The sequence below is a fragment of the Desulfotomaculum sp. genome (genome assembly GCA_003513005.1).
In the GTDB taxonomy this organism is placed as follows: domain Bacteria; phylum Bacillota; class Desulfotomaculia; order Desulfotomaculales; family Nap2-2B; genus 46-80.
The window spans coordinates 43,028-66,561 of the sequence record DOTD01000050.1 but is presented as its reverse complement, the minus strand read 5'-3'; the positions used below and the strand labels follow the sequence as shown (position 1 = coordinate 66,561).

Sequence of the window (23,534 nt, the reverse complement as noted above, 5' to 3'; positions counted from 1 at the left end):
ACCGCTCTCTTTCACTAAAATATCTAAATCTATTTAAAAAATAAATCTAAGTTGATTCAAAAAATTAGACCACATCTTCGTATGCCTGCAAAACGGCGCTTTGGATTAATTCTCTGGCCATTGTAGATATTGGGTGGGCAATATCACGAAACTCACCATCAGGGGTTTTCCGGCTGGGCATTGCTACAAACAGACCCCTGTTTCCCTCAACCACTTTCACATCATGTATGACAAACATGTCATCAAGGGTCACTGATACGATTGCTTTCATTTTTCCTTCCCTGAGTAACTTGCGAACCCTTACGTCTGTGACTATCAAAATAAGTTCACCACCTTCCTGGAAAAAAAAAATTATGTCTGTTTGTTAATTTTCTTCATCAATATAAAAAGTCCTTCAAATTTTTTAATAAATTAAAATCTTTTTTTATAAGACGAATTTCAACAAATTCTGTACATGGGAAAAATCAGCCTGTTTACAGCATTTTCAAGTATTCAGAAAAAACCTTCCCATTTCGCAACTGACACTCAATCACTGGGAAGGTTATTTTTATCATGCGATCTATGTTATCCAAGATGGGGAACCTTCTTTATCTACGGACCAAGCGGGCTGTACCCCTGCCTGGCCAGACTTTCGAGGATATAATCAAGGTGCTCCCTGTCGCGTGTTTCCAGCACAAGTTCAACCTCTGCCAGTTGCAGAGGGACCTGCGGTTTTGTCCGGTCATGTTTTATGGAAATGAGGTTCGCTTTCATACCTGCGAGTAAAGAGATTAATTTTGAGAGGCTCCCCGGCTGGTCAGGAATTACCAAATTCAATTGCAGGCGCCGCCCCGATTTGACCAAACCTCTTTCGATAATTATTGATATTTTGTTTGCGTCAATATTACCTCCGCTTATAATTGAAACCACCTTTTTGCCTTCCACAGGCAAACGGTGATTTAAAAGGGCAGCCAGTCCGACTGCGCCTGCGCCTTCAACAACCAACTTGGATCGCTCCAGCAAAAGCATAATTGCCTCGGCAATTTCTTCCTCCTCGACAAGTACAAGATCATCAACGTAACGTTTGAGTATTTCAAAAGCAATCGACCCCGGCTGGCGGACATTTATACCATCGGCAATCGTCCTTCCCGGTAAATGCTTTTGTATTTCTTTTTCTTTAAAAGAATAATAAGCCGCCGGCGCCTCTGCTGTTTGGACGCCAAAGACCAATACTCCGGGTTTCAGAGACTTTATGGCAAGGGCAATTCCTGAAATCAGCCCTCCTCCTCCAACAGGCACAACTATCGCATCCAGGTCCGGAAGTTCTGAAATTAGTTCCAAAGCTATTGTTCCATGACCGGCCATAATCTCCGGATCGTCAAAACTATGTATTAATGTTGCCCTCTTTTTCTCCTGAAGGATCTTGGCCTGCGTAAAAGCTTGAGCATAATCTTCGCCGGCCAGCACTACCTGCGCCCCATATCCCTGAGTAGCCATGACTTTGGCAATTGGTGTCCCTTCAGGCATTACAATAGTTGCTTTTATTCCTGCTTTGGAGGCTGCATAAGCCACACCCTGGGCATGATTACCCGCTGAAGCGGCAATTACCCCATGCTCACATTCTGCATCACTCAGCGAGCAGATCTTATTATAGGCCCCTCTTATTTTAAATGAGCCTGTTTTCTGCATGTTTTCCAGCTTCAAATAGAGTTCGCTGCCGGTTAACCTGCTGAAAGTATCGGAATAATCCAAAGGTGTAGATCTTGTTACGCCCGCCAATCTTTCACTTGCTTTCCTGACGGACTCAATCGTCAGCATATCCGGATCCATTAATTATCATCTCCCACAGAACCTATACTTTGATATAGTATTTCGATCATTTCATCCAATTCTTCAGGTTCGGTTGCTAACGGAGGCATGAAAACAACAACATCATCCAGCGGCCGGATAATCAAACCCTTTTTCCGCGCTGCCAGACAGGCTTTGACTCCCCTTCTTTCTTCAACTGGAAACGATTCTTTGGTCTTTTTATCCCGGACCAGTTCTATACCGACCATAAAACCGCTCTGTCGAATCTCACCAACATGTTCAAGCTTGGCAAAATCATTGAGTTTACCGGAGAGATAGACTATTTTGGGCTGCATTTTCTCCATAACTTTATCCCTCGTGAATATCTCCAGGTTAGCAAGGGCGGCGGCGCAGGCTAAAGGATTACCTGTATAGGAATGGCCGTGGAAAAAAGTTTTTCGCTCCCGGTGTTCGGCTAAAAAGGCGTCATAGATTTCCCCGGTAACCATCGTGGCTGCCAGAGGAAGATACCCGCCTGTGATTCCTTTACTGACAGTAAGGAAATCGGGAGATATATTTTCGTGTTCACAGGCAAACATTTTTCCTGTTTTTCCAAATCCCGTAGCAACCTCGTCAGTTATCAAAAGAAGGTTATACTTATTACACAGCTCTTTAATCCTGGAAAGATAGCCTGGGGGCTGTACGATAATACCGCCTGCTCCCTGAACCTTTGGTTCAATAATCATTGCAGCCAGTTCCTCATGATTCCTGCTCATCAATTCTTCCGTTGCATCAACACAGGCAAAACCGCAGCCGGCCGGTTCTTTTTGAAAAACGCACCTATAACAGTAAGGGGAAGGAGCTTTTAATGCTTTAAAAAGCAGGGGGTGAAAGATCTGGTGAAAGATGTCAATTCCACCAACGCTTACTGATCCGATAGTATCCCCATGGTAAGCGTTTGTTAAAGTTAAAAATTTGTTTTTGTTCTTCACGCCTTTATGCTGCCAGTATTGGAAAGCCATTTTTAAAGCAACTTCTACCGACGTTGAGCCGTTATCGGAATAAAACACTCTTTTCAGCCCGGCCGGCGCGCTTTCGATAAGTTGTTCAGCCAGTTCGATAGCCCCCCTGTGGCTTAAACCCAACATTGTACTGTGCGAAATTTTACCTAACTGAGCAGATACCGCCCGGTCTATTTCAGCCCTGCGGTGTCCATGTACATTTAACCAAAGAGAAGACACACCATCATAATATCTTCTTCCATCTATGCCGATTAAAGATATGCCCTCACCGCGCTCAATGATTATCTGATTTCCGGATACCCAATCCTTCATCTGAGTAAACGGATACCAGACATATTTTCTGTCCTTCTCAACCAGGTCCAAATCCTGTTCAGGCTTTCCTTTTTGCAGATAAGTATCGATTACTTCCCAGTTTAAAGAGTCGTCTACGGCCTGAATGATGTCCTCCTGTTCAAGCTTGTCCAAATATGGAATTATCCCCAGCAGGGGAACTCCGCCCAATTCGGAAATCAGATCCGGGTTGGTCTTTTCTGCAATCCCCCTTTCAGGCAAACTGCTGCTGATAACCACACCGGCTATGTTTAAACCCCTGCTCCTGGCATAGGAAATCGTTAAAAGGGTATGATTAATTGTCCCCAAATTCGCCCTTGCTACGATAATTATTGGCATTCCCATCATCACGATAAGATCAGCCATCAGCAGCCGGTCGGTCAACGGGGCAAGTATTCCGCCGGCGCCTTCCACTACCATAAATTGATGCTTCTTCTTTAATTCATTAAAAGATTCCATAATCAGATCGGTATCTATCTTTACACCGGCTAGTTCAGCTGCTATGCGGGGAGTCAGGGATTCCTCCAGGCAGTAGGGATTAATATGCTGGAAATCGGAGTTAAGATCAGCCGCCCGGGCAAGCAGCAAAGCATCACCAACCAGACTAGAATCATCCGCTGCTTTTTTAAAACCGCTCTGTACGGGCTTCATCACCCCGATATCGACTGACCTGCGTTTGAGGCAGCCGCAAAGTCCGGATGCAAAAATTGTTTTTCCTACATTAGTATCAGTTCCGGCTATGAAAAAACCATTTGCTTTAAAAATTGTTTAGTCCTCCCTTGCTTATTTACTGGTTATAAAACAAAAAGCGACTTTCTAACCTGCATGTAAAATTAAATCAGGCCTATTTCTCTGCCTGCGCTTTCAAATACATTAAGAACTTCTTCAAGGTCTTCCCTTTTATGGGTAGCCATTACGGACACCCTTAAACGGCTCGTTCCCGGGGGTACTGAAGGAGGCCTGATTCCGGTCACAAAGACCCCGCGCTCGAAAAGAGCTTTATCCATATCCATTGTCAGGTTGTCATCCCCCACCAGGATGGGAATTATTTGAGACTCCCTGGTTAGAATCGTAAAACCGAGCCTGGTCAAACCTTCACTTAAGAAATTAACATTGTCAAATAACCTGGCCCGTATCTCAGGTTTTTCCCGGATTAAATCTACGGCGGCGATAGCCGCTCCGACAGCCGCCGGAGGCAGGCCGGTGGAATAAATAAAGCTCCGGGCTTTATTTCTCAGGTAGTTAATTAAATCGCTTTTCCCGGTAACGTAACCGCCGCAACTGGCCAGGGCCTTGCTCAAAGTCCCGACCTGGACGGCAACCTTTCCCCCAAGGTTAAAATGCTCTACTATACCTGTACCATGACTCCCAAAGACACCTGTGGCGTGCGCGTCATCCACCATTACAAATGAATCATACTTCTCCGCTAAATGGACTATTTCCGGAAGGGGCGCCAGATCGCCGTCCATACTAAAAACACCGTCGGTAATTACCAGGCGGCGGCGGCAATCCTGGGTCTCGCTAAAGGCTTTCTCCAGTTGCTGCATATCCTTATGACCAAAAATTACAACACGCGCCCTGCTTAAGCGGCAGCCGTCAATAATGCTGGCGTGGTTTAATTCATCGCTGATTACAGCATCCTCAGCCCCGGCCAGGGAGCTTATCGTCCCAATATTGGTAAGATATCCCGAACTAAATACAATTACCTCTTCTGTGTTTTTAAATTGAGCAATTTTTTCCTCAAGCTCTCTATATAATAAGAAGTTACCCGAGATCAGACGGGATCCTCCTGATCCCGTACCCCACCTGGCAAGAGCCTGACAAGCCGCATCTTTTACCTGCGGGTGGTCTGTTAAACCAAGATAATTGTTTGAAGAAAGAAGTATACAATTGCGTCCGTTAACCGTCGTTCTTGGAGACTGAGGTCCCTCAAACCATCTTAATTGTCTGTACAAGCTGGCTTTGCGTAAAGAATCCAGCTCAGTTCTTAAAAATTCCAATAATACCAACCCCCTTAATGTAACAACCTTTCCCTTTGCATCTCGGATATATTTACATATTTCTTATTGTCAACCAAGATATAAAATGAGTTAACGTTATCCCGAAAAAAAAACTCAAACTAAAACTTCCGTAACCACAATTAGATCGGCAGGTTTATCAACATCAAATCCGATTGCAGGATGCGGGCTGACAACAGCCAATCCCTTTATGCCAAGCAGTTTTGATACTTTGGTTTCGGCTTCCGTCAGGCTTAATTTATGAAAAATAAATTTTACTAAAAAAGATAACCCAATTAACCTGCTTAACTTCAAGGGGTTCTTCCTGGCTTTCACAAGTTCATTGCCTTTGGCCAGGCAGCGCGGCAGTATTTCCGGGTTAAGCAGCATTAAATTACCGCCTGTAAATACATTTTCCTGCAAGCGTACATACGTACGCTCCGCTTTGGCGAATGAGCTCTGAATTACATCCCGTGATACGATAGGATAGAACAGGTCTACTGTCTCATCCCGGCATTGATCTATAAAATCGTCTACTACTTTAGAGGTTAAAAGCGGTATATCACAAGTTGCAACCAGCACCCGCCTGCTGGCCGGCAAACAGTCAAAACCCCTTTGCGCATTGTCCAGAAGGCTGTCTCCCGGTGAAGCGAATCTAATCCTGTCTGCAGCGCTTTCATTTATTCTAATCTCAGGTCCGACAATAACTATTTTTCCTATTTTTGAGGAGTTGGTCAGAGCATCTATGACATATTCAATCATAGCCTTGGAGCCTATGGGAATTAACGCCTCGTAAAGAACAGGGCTGCTGTCTTTCAACTTGCCGTCGTTCAGACTGCCGGCAAGAATAACTGCGTCGACGGTCATACGGGTGATACCCCCTCAAGGACGCCGAGCAGACTTTGTTCCGCATTCTCGATATGCTCACGGGCAAGCAGGGAAGCTAACTCGGAGTTGCGTTCGCTGATTGCTTCAACAATTTTCCTGTGTTCTTCAATAAAAACACTTGTTCTGCCTGGCTGTGATAAAGAAACGGCACGGAAACGCTGGATCTGTTCCTGAAGGTGGATAACTATTTGTTGCAGACGCTGGTTCCGGCTGGCCCGATAAATAAGCTCATGAAACGATGTATCTGATTGGACGACAGTATTCAAATCACCCGTCGTAGCCTCAGAAGTCTGAACCAGTGCCCTCTCCAGTTGTTCAAGCTCTTCCTCAGTAATTCTCTCGGCGGCCAATCCGGCTGCAAGGCCTTCCAAAGCAGCCCGCACTTCGAAAATGTCGGTAATGTCTTTTACGGAAATATCGGCGACATAGGCGCCTTTGCGGGCAACCATAACCAGAAAACCTTCGAGTTCAAGCTTGCGTATGGCCTCACGAACCGGCGTACGGCTAACGCCCAGCTCTTCGGCAATCTGGATTTCCATTAATCTTTCACCTGGTCTTAGCAATCCTTTAATTATAGCCTCCCGCAAAGTTTCAAAAACCATTTCCCGTAGGGGGCGGTAACTATTTAAATCAAGCGGGCTGAACCTGCGCTGTTGCAAAAAAATACCTCCTTGTAACTATACCTTAATATTTTAACTCTTCTTTCCCTTCACTGCAATATATCACCCGTTTTCAACCGAAGTGACTATCTTCAGTCATCCAGGAGGCAGGATTAGATTCCAGGCTATATTGTCAGCTTTAACCTCATTCTCGCACAGACCAAAAAATGTTGGTCCGCTTCCGCTCATAACTGCACCGACTGCGCCTTCCCTGACTAGAACCTGCTTTAAAAATTTTATTTGCGGGTAAAGACAAGCTGTTGTTTCCTCAAGAATGTTGGATAATAAACCCCCTATGTCCGAAAGGTTTCTATTTTCAATTGCCTCCAACATCCTTTTAGTATCCGGACGGGCGCCGCCGCCTGTTAAATCATACTGCTGGTAAACACGGCCCGTTGAAACACCGAAAGGCGGCTTGACCAGGATTATTCCGAACCTCGGCAGAGGTTTCAACGGTAATAATATTTCCCCCTTGCCGCGGGCAAGGGCTGTACCTCCCATGAGGCAAAAAGGCACATCTGCCCCAATATGCTCCCCTAGTGACAGCAGTTCGGAGAAATGTAAATTCAGTCCCCATAAATTATTTAAACCTTTCAAGGCTGCTGCAGCATCTGCCGAACCTCCGGCTAACCCTGCCGCAAGGGGAATATTTTTATTCAGATTAATAATCGCCCCTTTTGCCTGCCCTGTATATTCCTGAAGCAGAAGCGCCGCCTTACAAACCAGGTTTTCCGGCCCAACCGGCAGGTCAGGATTGTCACAGTTAATTACAATACCATTGTGATATGGTTCAAAAACCAGACGGTCAGATAATCCGACCGTTTGCATAATCATCTCCACTTCGTGATATCCGTCAGATCGAAGGCCGGTTATATCCAGTGTGAGGTTTATCTTTGCTCGGGCGAATATTTCGTACAATTATATCGCTCCTTCGTCTTTAAAGGGAAATCTAAACATAGCCAATGTCTATTCTTATATGATGCCATTTTCATCCTTCTGATGGCGCCGCTTTAGCGGCATGAGTGTCTATTCTGATTTATTATACCTTCTTTGGAAAAACAAATAAATGAAGCGTTTGTTTTTGCAGCTGTTTAACTAAAAATGCCAATTCGGTGTATAAAATGATTGTTTAACCATGGTTGAAAAGATCTTTCACAACGCAAACCAGAAAATGCAATACGTGCATATGTAAAAAATTAAAGCCGCCCGACAGTGGGGCGGCTAATTATCAGCTTTTTAATATTTTATTTTATTCAAGCGATTGTTTTACCTTTTCGATCAGTTTATTTCTTGCATCTGAAATTTTATCCGTCAACTTATACCCTTCTTTTTTCAGGGTTTCAAAGTAAGTGACAAATTCCCCGCCAAAAACCGAATCGTTTAATTTATAGTCCTGGTAACTCTCTCTGAAATCACTATTTAATACTTTCGTATCATACGAAAAAGCCGGTGTATTGTCAGCGCCGCACAGGTAAAAACCCGTGTGTATAATATAAAGATCTTTAATATCTCTGAGTTTTGGAGAACCAGGATATTTATTGATGTATATTTGTTGTGCCTTCATCCTCTTCAGTATATCATTGGGTGTAATTTGTAAGGATCCGTCGTCAACGGCAATTCTTTTGCTTTCTTCAGCCATTATAGAAAAGTAATCTTTCGCCTGGCCTGTTAAATAACCCGAATATTTCTCGTAAAAATTATAGTTAATTACTGGAAAATACATTCCCTCAGCTGTCCTGACCAGAAAACCCGTATCTCTTACTTCCTGCAATATTTCCTTCAATTGCGGGTCTTTAATTGAATTGATTTTATCCATACTAAAAGAGTAACCAAACTCTTTCTGCAAACCCTGGGGAATTGTAATTGTCCATTTTTCTTCCTTGCCTCCGGGAAATTGTTTTTCCAGATCATCCAAAGCATTCTTCTGTAATTCTTCGTATCCGTAGACAAGCTTATCCGCCGCTCCCTGGGAACATTTGCCAATGTTTTCGTCTATGAACGCTAAAACTGCCTTTTTATTTGCCTCCTGATGCAAATTTTTGAAACCGGCAAGAATCTGCTCGTCTCCACTTCCACCTTTATTTTCATTACTTGTGCAGCCAAAAAAGCAAAACGTTAAAATAACCAGTAAAATTAACGATGTGTATTTTATGCTTTTGATCATGACCACCCTTTTTCATTAAATGGTAAATATATTATATATTAACTTTCGGTTTTAACAAGCAGAAAAATCAGGAAACAAAAAAAGGAACAAATAGCATTATAATATCGTCTATAAGTATAGAAAATAAAAAAGGAGGGATTTTTAAGTGTACAAAAAACTAATGATTATTGTAATCTGCGCTATTGTGTTATCTGTATCCGTTGTTTTAGGTACATTTGCAGCCAGCACTATTAAAATTTTTATAAACGACAAAGAAATTACAACAGATGTACAGCCTCAAATTATTCAAGGAAGGGTTATGGTTCCTTTAAAATGGGTTGTTCAGGCATTAGGCGCAAATGTTAAGTGGGATAACGAAACCAGGACCGTTATAATCCAGATGGCAGATCAGGGCAGTATATTATTATCAGAATCTGATAGCGGAAAAAAGATCAGCCTTGCCAAAGGGCAAGTTCTTCACTTAAGCCTGCCTGGCAACCCGAGCACAGGATATTCATGGAGTTATGTAAAAGAACCGGACCAGCTTGTCTTAAAAGAAATAAATCACGAATATTTTTCCGATTCAACGCTCGTTGGCGCCGGCGGCACGGATAACTGGGAATTTAAAGCTATGGATAGCGGCTCCACGACATTATCCCTGATATACAGCCGTCCATGGGAAAGTGTTCAGCCAGAAAAAACTTTTCAGATTGAGGTAACCGTGCAATAGAAAAGCAATTAAAATAAAATTCTTTATCCTGTTTTAATCGTGACGCCTTCCTTAAACGCTAAAGGGAAGGCTTTTTCCATATGCCTTCCCTTTAGCAATAAAAACAGCTTCAACTTTTTAAGACTTGCAAATACCGGGGCACAGGCAACTAATAAGAAGCAGGATAAGGATAAGAAAGATCAACCAGATTAAACTTTCACAGCATTCCCCGGGAACCCCGAAAGCCATTTTAAAAGCCCCCTTTCGCCATTTTTGTATATAATATGGCGAAAGCTTGTTAAAAGTTACCACATTAATTTTAAAGTAATGGGGAAATTTCCACCCGGTGAACCTTTCCACATACCCTTAACATAATATTGCATTATAAAACATCAAGGAGTGATAGTATGTCCGTCAATTGCAGTGAAACAGGGACACAGCTGATCATCAACACCAACCTGCGCAGGCTCAATTATTGCAGAGGTGATAAGACTCCCTCAAATTATCCGATAGCAGTAGGTAAATCCTCAACACCAACTCCAAACGGAAATTATCAGGTAGTCAATAAAACAATCAACCCGGGGGGGGTGCTGGGAACAAGATGGTTGGGGCTTAGTATACCAAATGGTCCTTATGGAATTCACGGAACAAATAATCCGGCCTCTATCGGCCAGGCAATTTCTAACGGCTGCATCAGAATGCACAACAGCGACATAGAAACGATTTTTCCCGAAGTATCTATAGGGACACCTGTGATCATCGTTTCGAGCCAGGAAATAAGTAAAAGTGAAGCGCCTGTTCAAGAACAATCCGGCGGTAAAACTTATACGGTGCAGCCTGGGGACACACTATGGCAAATTTCTATTCGTTTTGGTGTCCCCCTTGAAAATATTATCAAGGCAAATCCGAATATAAATCCGGACCAGATTTATCCCGGACAGCAAATAAACATACCGTAGTTCTTAAAAAAATGTGCTACCCGCCTGTTGTTTCTAATATATAACTCCTTAGGAAGGTGAACAACGGGTGGGTAAAGTATTATTCATGGGTTTGATCGCGGGGTTGGGTACATGTTTGGGAGCGCTTATTATTCTTTCTTTTCACCGTATAAAATATTGGCAGCTTTCATTGATGCTGGGATTCGCTTCCGGAGCCATGCTGGCGTTAACCTTTTTGGATCTTATTCCTGCGGCGCTTTATCAGTCCGAGTTGAGCCTGTGCTTGAAAGGATGCGTTTTAAGCCTGATCGTTATGGGCTCGCTTGATTTTTTATTAAACCGCTCACTGCTGGCAGGCAGTTCAGGACACAGATACACACTTCTTGGTTACTTCATTGCCCTTGGAATTGCGCTCCATGATCTTCCTGAGGGATTTGCCATCGCTGCAGGCGCAGCCGAACCAATATCGCTGGGTACTCTGCTTACCCTGACAATAGGGCTCCACAACATACCGGAAGGCATGGCCATGAGCGCGCCTCTGCGAGTAGGCGGCATGGGGGCATTCAGGATCATGGCAATTAATTTTTTAATCAGCCTGGTTACACCGCTTGGTTCGGCTCTGGGAATGATTCTCATCAAGGCTTCACCCGCTTTTATTTCCCTGCTTTTAGCATTTGCCGCCGGTTCAATGCTTTACATTGTTATTTTAAAATTACTGCCCGAGGCTTTTAGGGGAAGGTGGCCGGCATCCTGCCTGGGTATCCTTCTGGGCATAATTCTGGTTATCTTTTTTAACCTATTTTTTTAACAGCAGCCATGCCCCGCCGGCTAATAATAAAGTTCCTGCAACTCTGTACCAGTTAAAAGGAAGGCGTTCCATACCAAGAAGACCCAGGTGATCTATAAAGCTCGCCGTAAGGACTTGTCCAAGGATGATAGCTGTCGTGGCCGGGGCGACTCCTACCTTGGGAATGCTCCGGGCAACAGCATAAATAATTAAGACACCCAGCACGCCCCCCAGGTATGTATACCAGGGTGAACGGATTAACTGGGCTGTAGAAATTTTTGTGCTCAAAGAGAACAGTACTATTCCGATAGTGCCCAATCCTACCAGATGCACGAAAAATGTTGTTTCCAGCAGCCCGATTACTTTGCTTAGAGCAGCGTTTAAAGACCCCTGGAAAGCCATCAGCATACCTGCAACTGCGGCTATTATTAAAGCAAGCAATTTCTCAGTCACAAAAACGCTCCTTTTTAAATCTTCAAATATCTTTTCCCGCACCTAAAAATATATGCGGTTGATCATGTACCAGCCGCATACTTAATTAAGGCATTGGCCTCTCTTGTTGATGAATCTTTACTTGCTGATGTTACCGCTTTAAAGGCTTGGTGTCTATATAGATGTGCTTTATCCCGCACCAAACCGTGAATCCCATGAAGGAATTGTGTTTCTCCTTTTTACTTCAGTTGTTTTACCGGCCTGCTGGCTCTCAACAACTGCTTTTGACTCCCCGGGCTTTGATTTTTGATCCTCGGTCTGGGGAGCACTTTTTAATAAGCCCCTCAGAAGCTTTAGCAGCAGTGCGGGGTCCATCTGATTGCCTGACTGTGGAGTAACCATGTTCAGTAATGCCGCAGGATTAAACGGAAGCCCGCCTTGAGCGCTTCCAGTATTCTCCTCGCCAGTTTTCTGCTGCACACCCCCGAGCATACTGCCGAGCATGCCAACCAAAGGATTAATCCCAGCCAACTGATTTGAAGCAGCCTGAGATGATTGTTTATTCAGTAAACTGACTATACCAAGCAGGTTTAAAAGGCTCAGCATCAGCATCGTATCAACCGGATTACCGGTATCCGGTTTCGACTGCAATTCAAGTATTTTATAAAGCGCATGTTCAAGGTTATGGTTGTTTATATTTCCTTCTGACATTCCGATACCTCCCTGACCATTATATTCAAAAGGGCTTCCAAAAGTTTTGACTTTTTCCTTTATATAAAAATGTCACAGGATACGCAACCGGTACGTAGTATACTAAAGGAACTTTTAGGTAAATAGATTTATCTTTCATTAAATTTTGCAGAAAGGAGGAATTTAGATTGCCCCAGATCTTACAACCAGACAACCCATACACATTGTTTTTAATTTTGATTCTGTTAATCCTGTCATCTATGCCTGAAACTGAAACTCATTTGATTTTCCTTAAATCTGTATTAGAAACTGCGCAGTTCTCAGCACGCACTTTTCAAACCGGCATGGGAGGCCTATACAGTTTAACCCAGCTTGCAGCCAAATGAGATAGCGGGGAAATTATCGAAATGGAGGTATATTTATTTTGGATAATCAAAGTGAAATTAATAATTTGCTCCTTGCTCCTGTACTGCTCATGATGTGCATAAAACCGGATACCGAAGAAAAGCTCGGTTACCTGGTCTCTTTAATTGATGCCGTGTTTTCTACCATTCAAACATTCCGCTCGGGGCTGGAAAACTTTCAAACCAGTATGACCAAAGCTTTTCCTGGTTCCAATGGTGATCAGCAAAATGATCAGCAAACTCCGGAAGCTTAACTGAAAGAAATGAACCGGCTCCAGATTTATCAGGCGGCGTCTATTTATGCCTGCCGGTGCTTTTAATGACGCCGCCTGGCTAAATCATTCCATTTTTAATCGAAGCCTTATCCTCCCTGCGGTTCAGTCTTTGTTTCGGGTTTGCCCGGCTTCTTTTGCCCCAGAATATTAACTATCCCCATGAGGTTTAAAAGGCTCATCAGAATAAGCAGGTTATTCTGATCTACACCTGAACCACCGCTTCTTTCCAAAATAGAAAACAGGGTGCTTTCCAGCCCGTAAGTTCCCTGCCCTTGATCCATATCTAGTCACCTCTACTTACAAATGTATTGCAGACAGCGCTGGAATATTTAAAAATCTCCTCCAAAAAAAAGAAAAGCTGCCTAAACAGCTTCTCCCATTATTCCCGTTGAAAGCAATTTGTCTTGTTATTTAAAACGAACAGCCGCCAAATCGACATCGTCGATCTTAACAGTACTGGCATTCCCGGTATTGGGCTGAAAGAGAAATTCGACAACTGCCGTGGTAGCATTACCCGGCGCTTCGGGAATGTTAATCATAAATTGCTGATAGGCAGTATCCGAGATAGCCGAGCACGGATAATTATTGCTGGCCCCGCCGACCGGCAGCCCGACTCTGTTAAAGAAACGCACCTGAGCAGTTAGCGTATAGTCGCTATTGCCGAACTTATCCTCTCTTGCCCAGAAAGACAGCTTATGAACCATTCCTGCGCGAATCGGAATTCTTACTGACTGGAACAAAGCGGCCTGCTGACTCGGAACCATACCTAGCTCGGCGGCGTAACTACCCGTATGAGCTATGGTAGTCCGACCGACATTTGACGCTCCCCAGAAGATGGGAACGTTTCCAGCCCATTGCTCCAGGCCGGGATCTTCCAGCAAGTTTCCTTCCGGACCTTCTTCAGGATTGGGACAGGTTTGGACATAAATTTGGCGATTTTCAACAATTTTTAGTCTGATTATAACTACCCCGGTCTGCTGTAACCTGCCGCCCCTGATCAGATCCCATTCTACATCAATCCGCGGCTTGAAAAATTTAATTTCTACTTCGTCCTCGTCAAGAACGGGTTGAGGACGTCTTAATTCCACCATTTTAGAAAAATGGATTTCCTCTTGGAGATGTTTGACAACGTCGTCTTTGTTAACATAGTAAATTTGCTTATGAAGAACACCGCTGACAATAACTTTCTTTACAACCGCTATACCGCCGACACAATGACTGAAATGGCCGTGCCACTCTTTCGGGATTACCATATTCCAGTTTCCTAGATGCTCATGAATAAAGACTGGATCCGTCTGCAGATTCATAACCCAGGCGTCAATGTGATCGACTTTCTTGCAGAGTTCGGGCAGATGAACTGCTTTGTCAATAAGTACCTGCGCTTCTTCATCAGCCAGTACTACCGGAGTAACAACCTTCATACAGGTTACCTGTTCCGGTTCTGTATACTCGTACTGCATAGGCATACACTAAAACCTCCTTATACAATTTATTTTTTATCCTTTTGCCGGGGGGGTACAAGGCACTTTAATAACCTGCCCCACCTTTAAATTCTCGGGGTTGACCCCCGGATTGGCCTGTATGATCGCATTTACCGTCGTCCCATACTTTTGAGCTATCGAATAGAATGTATCTCCCGATTTGATGGTATAGTCGATTATTTCTCCCGGTGGGCAAACCGGCGCCGGGACTTCAGTTTCGACTACAACATCCTTCTGCATAGTTTCAATGGCCTTGGCAGTCACTTTAATGACCAGTTCAATAGTAATATGACAGAGTTCATAACCGGCAGTAGCATACTCGCTGGTCACGGTAACATCGATGTCCATACCCTCTTCCACTCCCGGTATCTCAACAAAGGTATGGAAGGGGATTTTCCGGCGTATAACGTGTACAGGTTGTTCCGGAAGGCCGGCAACATAAGTTACTTCAACAAACACATCGCCCCGGATGATGACTTTATCCTTGAGTATTCTTGTTTCTCTCACTTCCGCTTTATCAACCGAGGTTTTTAAAACTTTTTCGATAACCGGTTCGGGTTCAGGAGTTGAAAAGGTATCCCGCAATACAACCTGGGTGCTGTCCTCGCCGACGACATGATCGATTTTCAGCCTTGCCATTTTGGCATGTGCTCCGGATATCTCAGTAATCACTTTAACTCGTTTTGTCTCAAAAGCCCTTGCTGTGAGCATTAAAACTACGTCTGCCGACAAACGGTCGGGAGTGTGCTGGTCAACATCTGCGCTTTCCACTAACACATCAACTCTTACATCCGAGTCTGAGCGAACACCGGGCACTTCAATAAAATCATTAAACGAGAAGGTCCTGTGCATTTCATGTACCGATTGTTCAGGCTCCATGGCAACGTATATGATGTTGATTTTTACATTACCGTCTACAATTATCTTGTTCTTCAGTACCCGTATGTTGGTAACTTCTGCAGTGGTCATAGTGTCAAGAATTTTCTCAGCCGAAGGTTTTTCCTCCGGAACATGGAACACATCACTGGCTACCACTTGCTTGGTCTTACTGGCAACAACGTGGTCAATCTTAATGGTCTCAGATTTGCAGGTAGCTCCGGCAGGACACTCGGTCAAAATATCAACATCCTGAACTTCGGTAACTTTGGCAAACACTGAAAGTACAGCGGCCACATCAAATACCCGGACATCATCACGGCTGGGAGCAATGTTTACATCCTCAATTTTAGCCCTTACCATCACTTCCATCCCCGGCTCCGCGTCGGGCACGTCAACAAAGGCTGTAAACGGTATCTTTGCGTGCATATGATGAACGGAATGTGCTGGCTCAAAGGTAATATAAACTACCTGTAAGATTATATTTCCTTCAACTATAACTTTGTCAGGCACTACTTCTGTTTTTTCGATATTTACCGTTTTATCCGTAGAAAGAATTTTGTCCACATCCGGCTTTGCTTCAGGTACGGTTACTTTGCCACGAACCACAACCTGCTGCGTTTCTTCGCTGACTACCTGGTGAACGCGCAGCTTTTCTGTGGTCTGTGCATTTTGCGCCATATGCATACTTCCCCCTTTCAAAAATAATCTATTAATATATATATGAGTTACAGAAATAAATGTGCGGTAAAGAAAACTTTGCTAAAAAAAATTAGAAAAAGATATCGGACCGGCTGGCGGTAAACTATGATAAAAGGACATTAACTTGTTCACAGGAGGGTTAAACAAAAAGATGCCGCTATTAAAAGCCGGCGCTTTTCTATATCAAGAAGGGTAAGGTAACACAGGGACGGAGCTGTCTGCAGTTTTAAGGGAATAAAAAAGCACCGCTTTTAACGACGCTTTTTTACTTAAAGTACAATATAATAACCCAAACCTAAAGATTCCATAAACCCGGGGTTAAAACTTTCAATGACAATATCTGAGGTTTTGACCAGCTTTAAAAACACTTCTTGCCCTTCCGACCTGGTTATATCAAGCACCAGGCCGCGTTTGCTGGTATTGTGGTAAAGATACTTCAAACTTCCTTCCCGATCGGGCTTGTCCTTGTAAAAAGGCCAAACAAACCTTGTCGGATCCCCTTCCGGGGGTTCGATGTGGATTACGTCAGCGCTCAGATCGGCAAACATCTTACCTGCGTATGCGCCATACTGGCTGGCAAACTCAAGTACCCTGATGTCTGCAAGTGAACCCATCTTTTCACCTTCCCTCTGATTTTTTTATTTTTTACAGCATACAGAAAAGGGGTCTGCTATTTCGGCAACCCCTTCTCTATACCCGTAATGGACTATGCGGTTAACGGCCGGGTCCAGCAGAGGATGGGCTGCCGCCACCTTCAGCAATCCCTTATCATTTTTGCCCGGCTCCGTAATTATTGTGGTAATCCGGGTCCTTAATCTTTATCATAAATAATTTGACTGACCGGTTAAGTCAAAACAGCTACAATAATTTTGTATTTTTAACAACAAAAAAGTAAGGTTTGGCATTATTTAATCCTGGCAAGCCTTAGATTATTGCCACAATCGTGCCTTCGCCGGATCAAATAAGGGAAGTCAATGCCTCAATTGCGATTTTGAGCCTTTATTCGAAGACGAGTGAACCCGAGGTTAAGCGAGGGAAGTGTTTGAGGCGCGTAAGCGCCGAGTTTTGACCGAGCCCGAGGGTGAACGAGTTCGTACAAGTATAAGAGGCGAACATGAGCACGTAGGCAGTTGACCTTTCTTAAAGGACTCAGGGGACACAGGAGTACCGTCCCCCTGTGTCTGGGAGTACCGTCCCCCTGTGTCTGTGGGCGATTAAAAAAGCGCCGCTTTTCACGGCGCTTTTTTTCTCTTTGATGTTTGTTTCTTTATCTGCCTTTATACTGCGGAGGTCTCTTTTCGGCAAAAGCTTTGCGGCCTTCCAGCCTGTCCTCGGTGTCACGCAGAATACCCCAGAGCATGTAGTCGTACATGATTGCTTGGTCAAGGGGCAGATCAGCGCCTACAATACATGCCTGCTTGGCTGCTTTAACCGACAGCGGAGCGTTGGCTGCAATCTGGGCGGCAATCTTCATCGCGTTTTCCATAAGGGCTTCCGGCTCAAACACATCGCTGATCAAGCCGATCCGGTAAGCTTCCTGGGCATTGATGCGCTCTGCGCCAAGGATCATCTTCATGGCCACAGCCTTGGGAACAGTCCTGATCAGGCGCTGCATCCCGCCAAGCCCGGGCAGGCTGGCCACTTTAACTTCGGTAAGGGCAAAAGAAGCCTTGGAGGAAGCTACTCTTAGATCACAGGCCAGAGCCATTTCCAGGCCGCCGCCGATGCAAAAGCCGTTGATGGCCGCTATAGTAGGTTTCCACATCTTTAAACCTGACAGATAGGTTTCCCAGTCGAAGTAGGTGGCGACGAAACTTTCATCCGCCATTTTGGCTGTCTTCTTGAGATCGGTCCCTGTACAGAAAGCCCGGTCACCTGTTCCGGTGATAACTACCACCCGGACGTCCGGGTCCTTTTTGATCTCAAAACAGGTCTCGCGCAGCTCTTCCCATCCTTCCAGCGGCAGAGCGTTCAAGGCATCGGGATTATTGAGGGTAAGAATACCTATATGGCCTTCCTTGGTGAAAACCAGAGTTCCAGTGCTCATAATTTTACCTCCTTATTCATTAATATTATTTACAAATATTATTTACAGCTATTATTTACAGCATTCCTACTATAGTTTCATAAGGCTTTTCACTTCTAATAATCTGTCTGGCCGTCAGCCAGCGGTGAATTTCGGAGGGGCCTTCCACAATACGCCAGACACGGCATAGACGGTAGATGTACTCAAGAACCATCTCTTTGCTCAAACCGAGCGCTCCGTGCATCTGGATCGCTTTATCAGAGACTCTCTGCAGCATCTCGGTACCGTATACCTTCGTCATCGCGCCCTCGACGCGCAGGTCCTTTTCACCGGAATCGTACTTGCTGGCCGCGTGGTAAACCATCAAGCGCGCAGCGTGTATTTCGACTGTCGAATCAGCAATCATCCCCTGGATAAACTGACGGTCCCCGATAGGCTTGCCGAAAGTCTCCCGGACTCTGGCCTGGGTAAGCATCAGTTCCATGCACCTGGTAGCGGCGCCGCAGCATCTTGCAGCCAGTTCAATTCTTCTCACGCCAAGACGGTTCTGCAGGGGAACAAAAGCCTGCCCCACTTCACCGAGCACCTTGCTGTCATCAAGAACCACATCTTCCAGAAGCAGCTCGTAAACAAGCATGTCGCCGATGCACGGTATGTTGCGCAAAATTGTGAAGCCAGGGGTGCCCTTGTCGACCAGGAAAGCGGTAAAACCGCCCCTCTGCTTCTTCACCTTGTCGGTTACAGCGATTATAATAAAGAAATCCGCCTTGGGGCCAAAGCTGATCCAGAGCTTGGTCCCGTTTAGAACCCATTTGTCTCCCTTGCGGTCCGCCCGCAGCTGGATGCCGGCGGCGTCGCTGCCGGCGTTGGCTTCGGTAAGGGCTAATGCGGAGGTCTTCTCACCACGCGAGTATGGGAGCAAGTAATCCTCATACTGTTCCGGCCTGCAGGCGTTGGCGAGGAAGTCCAGGTTTGGGGAATCCGGAGGAAGGAAGATCCAGCAGATGGACCTGGCCATTTCCTCTTCCACAAGCATTTTTGCCAGCATGCCCAAGCCCTGCCCGCCGTGCTCTTCCGGCACGTCTATACCCCAGAGGCCGAGGTCTTTGGCTTTGGCCAGGATCTTCTTCTCCTCTTCGGGGGGAATTGACGCTTTCGCTTCAAAGCCCCGTTCGGATTCTCGTTCGATTACAGTCATCTCCAGCGGCATTATTTCATTCTCGGTAAACTTGCGGACCATCTTTTTAAGCATCACGAATTCTTCGGGTAAGGTAAAATCCATTAAGCAAACAACCTCCTTAACTTACATCTTTTCAAAGACTAATTTCAAAGATTAATTAAGTACACCCTTTTCTTCCATTTCCTTAATTTCTTCATCGGTGTATTTTAAAAGATCGCGCAGAACCTGCTGGTTGTGCTGCCCGATCATGTTGGCAGGCGTAGTTGAAAGTACAGGCGCCTTGGACATTCTCATGGGACTATGATTATAAAGCGCCACGCCTGCTTCAGGATGCATCAGGTATGTCCAGAATCCCCTTTGCACAAGGTTGTAGTCTTCGGTGACGTCGCGGCAGCTGTGCACCACCCCGGCGCGGACACCCTCCTTGACAAGTTCGTCCATCAGTTGCCTGTGCCACTTGGCGGAGGTCCACTCTTCAATCTTGGCGTCCAGTTCGTCCTCGTTGGCCTTCCTGCCCTCATTCGTAGCAAACTTCGGATTGTTGGCCCACTCCGGGTTGCCCATAACTTTCTTCAGGGATTCCCATTCCTGGTCATTGTATACCGCAATGGCAATCCAGTTTCTTTCTCCTTTGCAGTTATATAAGTTATGGGGAGCTAATTCAAGGTGGCGGTTTCCCATCCTCTGCTGGATCCGCCCGTTTACCGCATAGTCCATTACGGGTATAGCTGATACCATATTAACCCCGGCCTGTGACTGGGCCAACTCAATGAACTGCCCCTCGCCGGTCTTTCTACGGTGCCTTAAAGCCGCCATAATAGCAAAGGTAAGGTGGCCGGGAACAGGAACGTGATCGGTATAGTTGGTGCCTGTTCCGGACGGTTTCTGATCGGGATGCCCGGTTAGGAAGGTAGCCCCGACAAGGGCGTTGATCAGCGCTCCGAAAGCCATGAAGTCCTTGTGCGGCCCGGTCCTTCCCTGCGGCGGCATTTCAATATAGATGATATCGGGCTTAATCTTCTTAACATCTTCATAGCTCAGCCCCCATCTGTCCATGACACCGAAGGAAAAATTGTTGATGACAATGTCACTTATTGTAAGAAGGCGTTTGACTACTTCAATAGCTTCGGGCTTGGATAAATCCAGGGAAAGGCCCAGCTTGTTGGCATTCCTCGGTGAAAAGTAGCCGCTTCTTTCGACTCCGGGCTTTCTGTCTTTAAACGGCGGCGTCATCCTTAAAATCTCCGGACGCTTGTGCGTTTCGATGTGAATTATCGTGGCGCCCATCATCCCAAGGTTCTGTGTAGTAATAGGACCCGCTCCCACCCAGGAGAAGTCGCAGACAACAATTCCGTCTAATATCGGCTTAGCCAATTACTACACCCCCTTCCTTTAGAGCACCGACCTGTTCGTCGGCATAGCCCAGTTCCTTTAAAATTTCTACTGTGTGCTGGCCGAACGTCGGCGCAGGCTTCAAGCCCCATTCCATTTTTTCCAGGTAATAGACCTCGCCGGGATAGGTAACTTCCCCGCCCAGGCTCTCATGGTAGAGCTTCTTGAAATAGTTCCGGTAGTTCAATTGTTCATTTTCATATACGTCCTTGGGATCGTTAACCGGGTAGCAGACAGTGCGCCTTTTCTGAGTTTCAATGTATATGTATGTTTTGTCAAACTGCTTGATAAACGGCTCGGCTTTTTCCCTGAAAATCTGTTTTGCTTCGTCTGTAGCCCTGTAGGCCCGGCCTCTGAAGTCTTCACTGCCGAAAATTTCCGCTAGGTCGGGACGCCCTTCGTCTTTCATCCACTGCCAGAACGGATCCCAGAGGTAACGGTTGTCACCCATGGAGAACATGGCGCTGACATATCCGTCCTTGCATTCGTAAACATTCCTGCCGGCCTCGATTTCCTCGGTCGCCCTGCGTTCGATCTTTTCAAGATCCCAGTACTGGCAGGCGTTCTCGCAGGCGGTAACCACTGCTTCCTGCATGGAAATTTCAACAACCTGACCTTCGCCGGTCGCTTCCGCATCGTAAAAAGCAGCCATAGCTCCGCTGGCGGCATAACAAAAGGCCATCATATAGGCCTGTTCACCATAGGCCAGGGCAGGCTTGTTGTTGCCGGTACCGGCTAAATACAGCCATCCGGCCAGCGCGCTTACAGTCAGGTTTGACCCCGGAAAATCTGCGTAGGGACCTTCCCGACCAAAAGGTGTGATCGAAACATAAACGATCTTGGGGTTTACTTTTTTTAAAATTTCATAACCCAGGCTCAGGGATTCCATAAACCCGGGGTTAAAAGCCTCAATAACAATGTCAGCGGTTTTGACAAGCTCTAAAAATACTTCCTGCCCTTCCGGTCTGGTTATATCAAGTACCATGCCGCGTTTGCTGGTATTGTGGTAAAGATACTTTAAACTTCCTTCCCGATCGGGCTTGTCCTTGTAAAAAGGCCAAACAAACCTTGTCGGATCCCCTTCCGGTGGTTCGATGTGGATCACGTCAGCGCCTAGATCGGCAAACATCTTACCTGCGTAGCCGCCATATGGGCTGGCGAACTCAAGTACCCTGATGTCTGATAGCGAACCCATATTACTCTTTCACCTCTAATAATTTGTTTTCTTCGAATATAGCACAGAAAAGGGGTCCGCTATATTGGCAACCCCTTTTCTGCAGCTTTTCAATTATTTGGATCAGCCTGCGTACAGGCTTCTGCCTCCACAGATATAAACTACCTGGCCGGTAATGTAGCTGGACCCGTCGGCGGCAAAGAAGATTACGCCGCGGGCGATGTCGTAAACACTACCTATTGTCTGTGTGGGCTGCGCCTTGGTCAGGCGTGCTCTGGTCTCCTCCGGCAGCGCCTGCCACAGTGGTGTGTTGGTCAGGCCGGGGGCAACGCAGTTAACTGTAATTCCCCGTTTGGCCATTTCCAGCGCCAGAGAACGGGTCAGACTGACCACTCCGCCTTTGGAAGCGGAGTAATTGGCCTGTCCGATGCCACCCAACCAGGCACGGGAGGAAATGTTGATAACCCGTCCGTAATTTTGCTCCCGCATGTACCCCATTGCAGCCTGTGTGCATAAAAACATTCCCTTTAAGTTAACAGCTAGGACGGCGTCCCAGTCTGATTCAGTCATTTTCAGGAACCCTTTGTCCTTGGCAATACCGGCGTTGTTAACCAGGATGTCGAGTCTGCCGAAGGTGTCAACGGCCTTTTTGAACATCGCGTCGACTTCATCTTTTTTGGTTATATCCCCGACAACACCGATGGCCTCACCGCCGGCCGCTTTAAGCTCGCCTACGACGCGGTCCACACTGGCCTGTACGATATCCAAAATAACTACCTTGGCGCCTTCATTGACCATTGCCTTGGCTATTCCTTCGCCTATTCCGCCTCCGGACCCGGTAATCAGCGCTACTCTGTCTTTTATTTGCATTTTCTACCCTCCTCGCTTTATACGGATAAAGAGCTCCACAGGCTTCTTCCACCGCAGATAAAGATAACCTGCCCGGTAACGTACCCGGCATCGTCATCCACAAAGAACAATACGCCCTGGGCTATATCAGAAGGATTCCCAATTGCGCCCATCGGCTGCGCCTTAACTAAGTTAGCGATTTGTTCTTCGGTCAAAGCATCGTAAAGCGGTGTTTTGATTAAGCCAGGGCATATGCAGTTGACATTGATCCCAAACCTGGCCAGCTCTAAAGCCAGAGTCCGGGTGAGACTGACCACCCCGCCTTTGGAAGCGGCGTAGTTTGCTTGACCGACCCCGCCCAGCCAGGCGCGGGAAGAAATATTAACGATCCGGCCAAATTTTTGCTCCCTCATGTAACCTATCGCGCCTTGGCAGCAGAAGAACTGCCCTTTAAGATTGATATCTAGTACAAAATCCCAGTCCGCTTCGGTCAACTTCAAAATGCCTTTGTCCCTTGACACTCCAGCATTGTTAACCAGAATATCGATCCGGCCGAAAGTCTCAACTGTCTTTTTGAACATCTCGTCGACCTGATCTTTTTTGGTAATGTCGATGTTCATGCCGATAGCTTCGCCGCCGGCTACCTTGATTTCTTCCACGACTCTGTCGATCTTGTCTTGCACTACATCGTTGATAACTATCTTGGCCCCATTTTGGGAAAGCCTTTTGGCTACGCCTTCACCAATTCCGCTTCCGGAGCCGGTAATAAGGGCGACCCTGTCTTTAACTTTGACACTCATTCGATCATCCCCT

At 45.8% G+C, this 23,534-nt stretch carries 25 protein-coding genes; 5 read left to right on the top strand and 20 right to left on the bottom strand.

What is annotated here, in order from left to right; genetic code table 11:
- Nucleotides 1–64: 64 nt before the first annotated feature.
- The 8 genes from DEH07_06440 to DEH07_06405 all read right to left on the bottom strand — a co-directional run bounded on the left by DEH07_06440 (nucleotide 65) and on the right by DEH07_06405 (nucleotide 8,827).
- Nucleotides 65–319, bottom strand: a complete 255-nt coding sequence (locus tag DEH07_06440) for a transcriptional regulator (protein ID HBY04174.1) — start codon at nucleotides 317–319, stop codon at nucleotides 65–67.
- 272 nt (nucleotides 320–591) lie between these two features.
- On the bottom strand, nucleotides 592–1,809 hold the full coding sequence (locus DEH07_06435; GenBank protein HBY04173.1) for a threonine ammonia-lyase: 1,218 nt from the start codon (nucleotides 1,807–1,809) through the stop codon (nucleotides 592–594).
- Nucleotides 1,809–3,773: a hypothetical protein gene (locus tag DEH07_06430; GenBank protein HBY04172.1), complete on the bottom strand. Its 1,965-nt coding sequence runs from the start codon at nucleotides 3,771–3,773 to the stop codon at nucleotides 1,809–1,811. The genes DEH07_06435 and DEH07_06430 overlap by 1 nt, the downstream gene beginning before the upstream one ends.
- Nucleotides 3,774–3,952: 179 nt before the next feature.
- Nucleotides 3,953–5,119 carry an 8-amino-7-oxononanoate synthase gene (gene bioF / locus DEH07_06425; GenBank protein HBY04171.1) on the bottom strand — a complete coding sequence of 389 codons (1,167 nt, stop codon included), beginning with the start codon at nucleotides 5,117–5,119 and terminating at the stop codon, nucleotides 3,953–3,955.
- Between the two features lie 114 nt (nucleotides 5,120–5,233).
- Complete coding sequence (locus DEH07_06420; protein HBY04170.1) at nucleotides 5,234–5,983, bottom strand: hypothetical protein; 750 nt, start codon at nucleotides 5,981–5,983, stop codon at nucleotides 5,234–5,236.
- Nucleotides 5,980–6,606 carry a GntR family transcriptional regulator gene (locus DEH07_06415; GenBank protein HBY04169.1) on the bottom strand — a complete coding sequence of 209 codons (627 nt, stop codon included), beginning with the start codon at nucleotides 6,604–6,606 and terminating at the stop codon, nucleotides 5,980–5,982. The genes DEH07_06420 and DEH07_06415 overlap by 4 nt, the downstream gene beginning before the upstream one ends.
- A 153-nt stretch (nucleotides 6,607–6,759) precedes the next feature.
- The gene (locus tag DEH07_06410) at nucleotides 6,760–7,581 is read right to left on the bottom strand and encodes a 4-(cytidine 5'-diphospho)-2-C-methyl-D-erythritol kinase (GenBank protein ID HBY04168.1); all 822 of its coding nucleotides are present in this window, start codon (nucleotides 7,579–7,581) and stop codon (nucleotides 6,760–6,762) included.
- Between the two features lie 331 nt (nucleotides 7,582–7,912).
- Nucleotides 7,913–8,827: a hypothetical protein gene (locus tag DEH07_06405; protein ID HBY04167.1), complete on the bottom strand. Its 915-nt coding sequence runs from the start codon at nucleotides 8,825–8,827 to the stop codon at nucleotides 7,913–7,915.
- 145 nt (nucleotides 8,828–8,972) lie between these two features.
- Here DEH07_06405 and DEH07_06400 point away from each other — a divergent pair, with 145 nt between their 5' ends.
- The 3 genes from DEH07_06400 (at nucleotide 8,973) to DEH07_06390 (ending at nucleotide 11,261) form a co-directional block, all read left to right on the top strand.
- Nucleotides 8,973–9,536 (top strand): hypothetical protein, encoded by a 564-nt coding sequence (locus DEH07_06400; GenBank protein ID HBY04166.1) that lies wholly within the window; start codon nucleotides 8,973–8,975, stop codon nucleotides 9,534–9,536.
- A gap of 386 nt (nucleotides 9,537–9,922) precedes the next feature.
- Nucleotides 9,923–10,474: a hypothetical protein gene (locus DEH07_06395; protein HBY04165.1), complete on the top strand. Its 552-nt coding sequence runs from the start codon at nucleotides 9,923–9,925 to the stop codon at nucleotides 10,472–10,474.
- 67 nt (nucleotides 10,475–10,541) lie between these two features.
- Nucleotides 10,542–11,261 (top strand): ZIP family metal transporter, encoded by a 720-nt coding sequence (locus DEH07_06390; GenBank protein ID HBY04164.1) that lies wholly within the window; start codon nucleotides 10,542–10,544, stop codon nucleotides 11,259–11,261.
- On the opposite strand, the gene DEH07_06385 is transcribed toward DEH07_06390, so the two are convergent.
- Together DEH07_06385 and DEH07_06380 are read right to left on the bottom strand one after the other, a co-directional pair.
- Nucleotides 11,250–11,693 carry a hypothetical protein gene (locus DEH07_06385; protein HBY04163.1) on the bottom strand — a complete coding sequence of 148 codons (444 nt, stop codon included), beginning with the start codon at nucleotides 11,691–11,693 and terminating at the stop codon, nucleotides 11,250–11,252. The genes DEH07_06390 and DEH07_06385 overlap by 12 nt on opposite strands.
- A gap of 168 nt (nucleotides 11,694–11,861) precedes the next feature.
- Entirely contained in the window at nucleotides 11,862–12,383 is a 522-nt protein-coding gene (locus DEH07_06380) for a hypothetical protein (protein HBY04162.1), read from the bottom strand.
- A gap of 167 nt (nucleotides 12,384–12,550) precedes the next feature.
- Here DEH07_06380 and DEH07_06375 point away from each other — a divergent pair, with 167 nt between their 5' ends.
- Both DEH07_06375 and DEH07_06370 read left to right on the top strand, forming a co-directional pair.
- Nucleotides 12,551–12,748: a hypothetical protein gene (locus tag DEH07_06375; GenBank protein ID HBY04161.1), complete on the top strand. Its 198-nt coding sequence runs from the start codon at nucleotides 12,551–12,553 to the stop codon at nucleotides 12,746–12,748.
- A gap of 38 nt (nucleotides 12,749–12,786) precedes the next feature.
- A complete protein-coding gene (locus DEH07_06370; GenBank protein HBY04160.1) occupies nucleotides 12,787–13,020 on the top strand; it encodes a hypothetical protein in 234 nt (77 codons plus the stop codon).
- Between the two features lie 107 nt (nucleotides 13,021–13,127).
- Here DEH07_06370 and DEH07_06365 read toward each other — a convergent pair whose 3' ends face one another.
- From DEH07_06365 to DEH07_06320, 10 genes are all read right to left on the bottom strand, one after another.
- The gene (locus DEH07_06365; protein ID HBY04159.1) at nucleotides 13,128–13,322 is read right to left on the bottom strand and encodes a hypothetical protein; all 195 of its coding nucleotides are present in this window, start codon (nucleotides 13,320–13,322) and stop codon (nucleotides 13,128–13,130) included.
- A 126-nt stretch (nucleotides 13,323–13,448) separates the two neighbouring features.
- The gene (locus DEH07_06360; protein HBY04158.1) at nucleotides 13,449–14,507 is read right to left on the bottom strand and encodes a hypothetical protein; all 1,059 of its coding nucleotides are present in this window, start codon (nucleotides 14,505–14,507) and stop codon (nucleotides 13,449–13,451) included.
- A gap of 30 nt (nucleotides 14,508–14,537) precedes the next feature.
- Nucleotides 14,538–16,079: a peptidoglycan-binding protein gene (locus tag DEH07_06355; GenBank protein HBY04157.1), complete on the bottom strand. Its 1,542-nt coding sequence runs from the start codon at nucleotides 16,077–16,079 to the stop codon at nucleotides 14,538–14,540.
- 290 nt (nucleotides 16,080–16,369) lie between these two features.
- Nucleotides 16,370–16,714: a hypothetical protein gene (locus tag DEH07_06350; protein HBY04156.1), complete on the bottom strand. Its 345-nt coding sequence runs from the start codon at nucleotides 16,712–16,714 to the stop codon at nucleotides 16,370–16,372.
- Nucleotides 16,715–17,367: 653 nt separating this feature from the next.
- Entirely contained in the window at nucleotides 17,368–18,147 is a 780-nt protein-coding gene (locus DEH07_06345; protein HBY04155.1) for an enoyl-CoA hydratase, read from the bottom strand.
- Between the two features lie 55 nt (nucleotides 18,148–18,202).
- Nucleotides 18,203–19,408, bottom strand: a complete 1,206-nt coding sequence (locus DEH07_06340) for a benzylsuccinyl-CoA dehydrogenase (GenBank protein ID HBY04154.1) — start codon at nucleotides 19,406–19,408, stop codon at nucleotides 18,203–18,205.
- Between the two features lie 51 nt (nucleotides 19,409–19,459).
- The gene (locus DEH07_06335) at nucleotides 19,460–20,680 is read right to left on the bottom strand and encodes a succinyl-CoA--benzylsuccinate CoA-transferase (protein HBY04153.1); all 1,221 of its coding nucleotides are present in this window, start codon (nucleotides 20,678–20,680) and stop codon (nucleotides 19,460–19,462) included.
- Nucleotides 20,673–21,893, bottom strand: coding sequence for an acyl-CoA hydratase (locus DEH07_06330; GenBank protein HBY04152.1), 1,221 nt, complete (start codon nucleotides 21,891–21,893; stop codon nucleotides 20,673–20,675). Before DEH07_06330 ends, DEH07_06335 begins: the two co-directional genes overlap by 8 nt.
- Nucleotides 21,894–21,995: 102 nt before the next feature.
- Nucleotides 21,996–22,742 (bottom strand): beta-ketoacyl-ACP reductase, encoded by a 747-nt coding sequence (locus DEH07_06325; GenBank protein HBY04151.1) that lies wholly within the window; start codon nucleotides 22,740–22,742, stop codon nucleotides 21,996–21,998.
- 17 nt (nucleotides 22,743–22,759) lie between these two features.
- Nucleotides 22,760–23,521, bottom strand: coding sequence for a beta-ketoacyl-ACP reductase (locus tag DEH07_06320; GenBank protein ID HBY04150.1), 762 nt, complete (start codon nucleotides 23,519–23,521; stop codon nucleotides 22,760–22,762).
- Nucleotides 23,522–23,534: the final 13 nt, after the last annotated feature.

Excerpts from the sequence above, each read along its gene's own strand:
- DEH07_06365 (HBY04159.1), bottom strand. The coding sequence starts at position 13,322 with ATGGATCAAGGGCAGGGAACTTACGGGCTGGAAAGCACCCTGTTTTCT.
- DEH07_06435 (HBY04173.1), bottom strand. The coding sequence starts at position 1,809 with ATGGATCCGGATATGCTGACGATTGAGTCCGTCAGGAAAGCAAGTGAA.
- DEH07_06405 (HBY04167.1), bottom strand. The coding sequence starts at position 8,827 with ATGATCAAAAGCATAAAATACACATCGTTAATTTTACTGGTTATTTTA.
- DEH07_06380 (HBY04162.1), bottom strand. The coding sequence starts at position 12,383 with ATGTCAGAAGGAAATATAAACAACCATAACCTTGAACATGCGCTTTAT.
- DEH07_06395 (HBY04165.1), top strand. The coding sequence starts at position 9,923 with ATGTCCGTCAATTGCAGTGAAACAGGGACACAGCTGATCATCAACACC.
- DEH07_06340 (HBY04154.1), bottom strand. The coding sequence starts at position 19,408 with ATGGATTTTACCTTACCCGAAGAATTCGTGATGCTTAAAAAGATGGTC.
- DEH07_06415 (HBY04169.1), bottom strand. The coding sequence starts at position 6,606 with ATGGTTTTTGAAACTTTGCGGGAGGCTATAATTAAAGGATTGCTAAGA.
- DEH07_06420 (HBY04170.1), bottom strand. The coding sequence starts at position 5,983 with ATGACCGTCGACGCAGTTATTCTTGCCGGCAGTCTGAACGACGGCAAG.
- DEH07_06320 (HBY04150.1), bottom strand. The coding sequence starts at position 23,521 with ATGAGTGTCAAAGTTAAAGACAGGGTCGCCCTTATTACCGGCTCCGGA.
- DEH07_06360 (HBY04158.1), bottom strand. The coding sequence starts at position 14,507 with ATGCCTATGCAGTACGAGTATACAGAACCGGAACAGGTAACCTGTATG.
- DEH07_06345 (HBY04155.1), bottom strand. The coding sequence starts at position 18,147 with ATGAGCACTGGAACTCTGGTTTTCACCAAGGAAGGCCATATAGGTATT.
- DEH07_06350 (HBY04156.1), bottom strand. The coding sequence starts at position 16,714 with ATGGGTTCACTTGCAGACATCAGGGTACTTGAGTTTGCCAGCCAGTAT.
- DEH07_06325 (HBY04151.1), bottom strand. The coding sequence starts at position 22,742 with ATGCAAATAAAAGACAGAGTAGCGCTGATTACCGGGTCCGGAGGCGGA.
- DEH07_06355 (HBY04157.1), bottom strand. The coding sequence starts at position 16,079 with ATGGCGCAAAATGCACAGACCACAGAAAAGCTGCGCGTTCACCAGGTA.
- DEH07_06330 (HBY04152.1), bottom strand. The coding sequence starts at position 21,893 with ATGGGTTCGCTATCAGACATCAGGGTACTTGAGTTCGCCAGCCCATAT.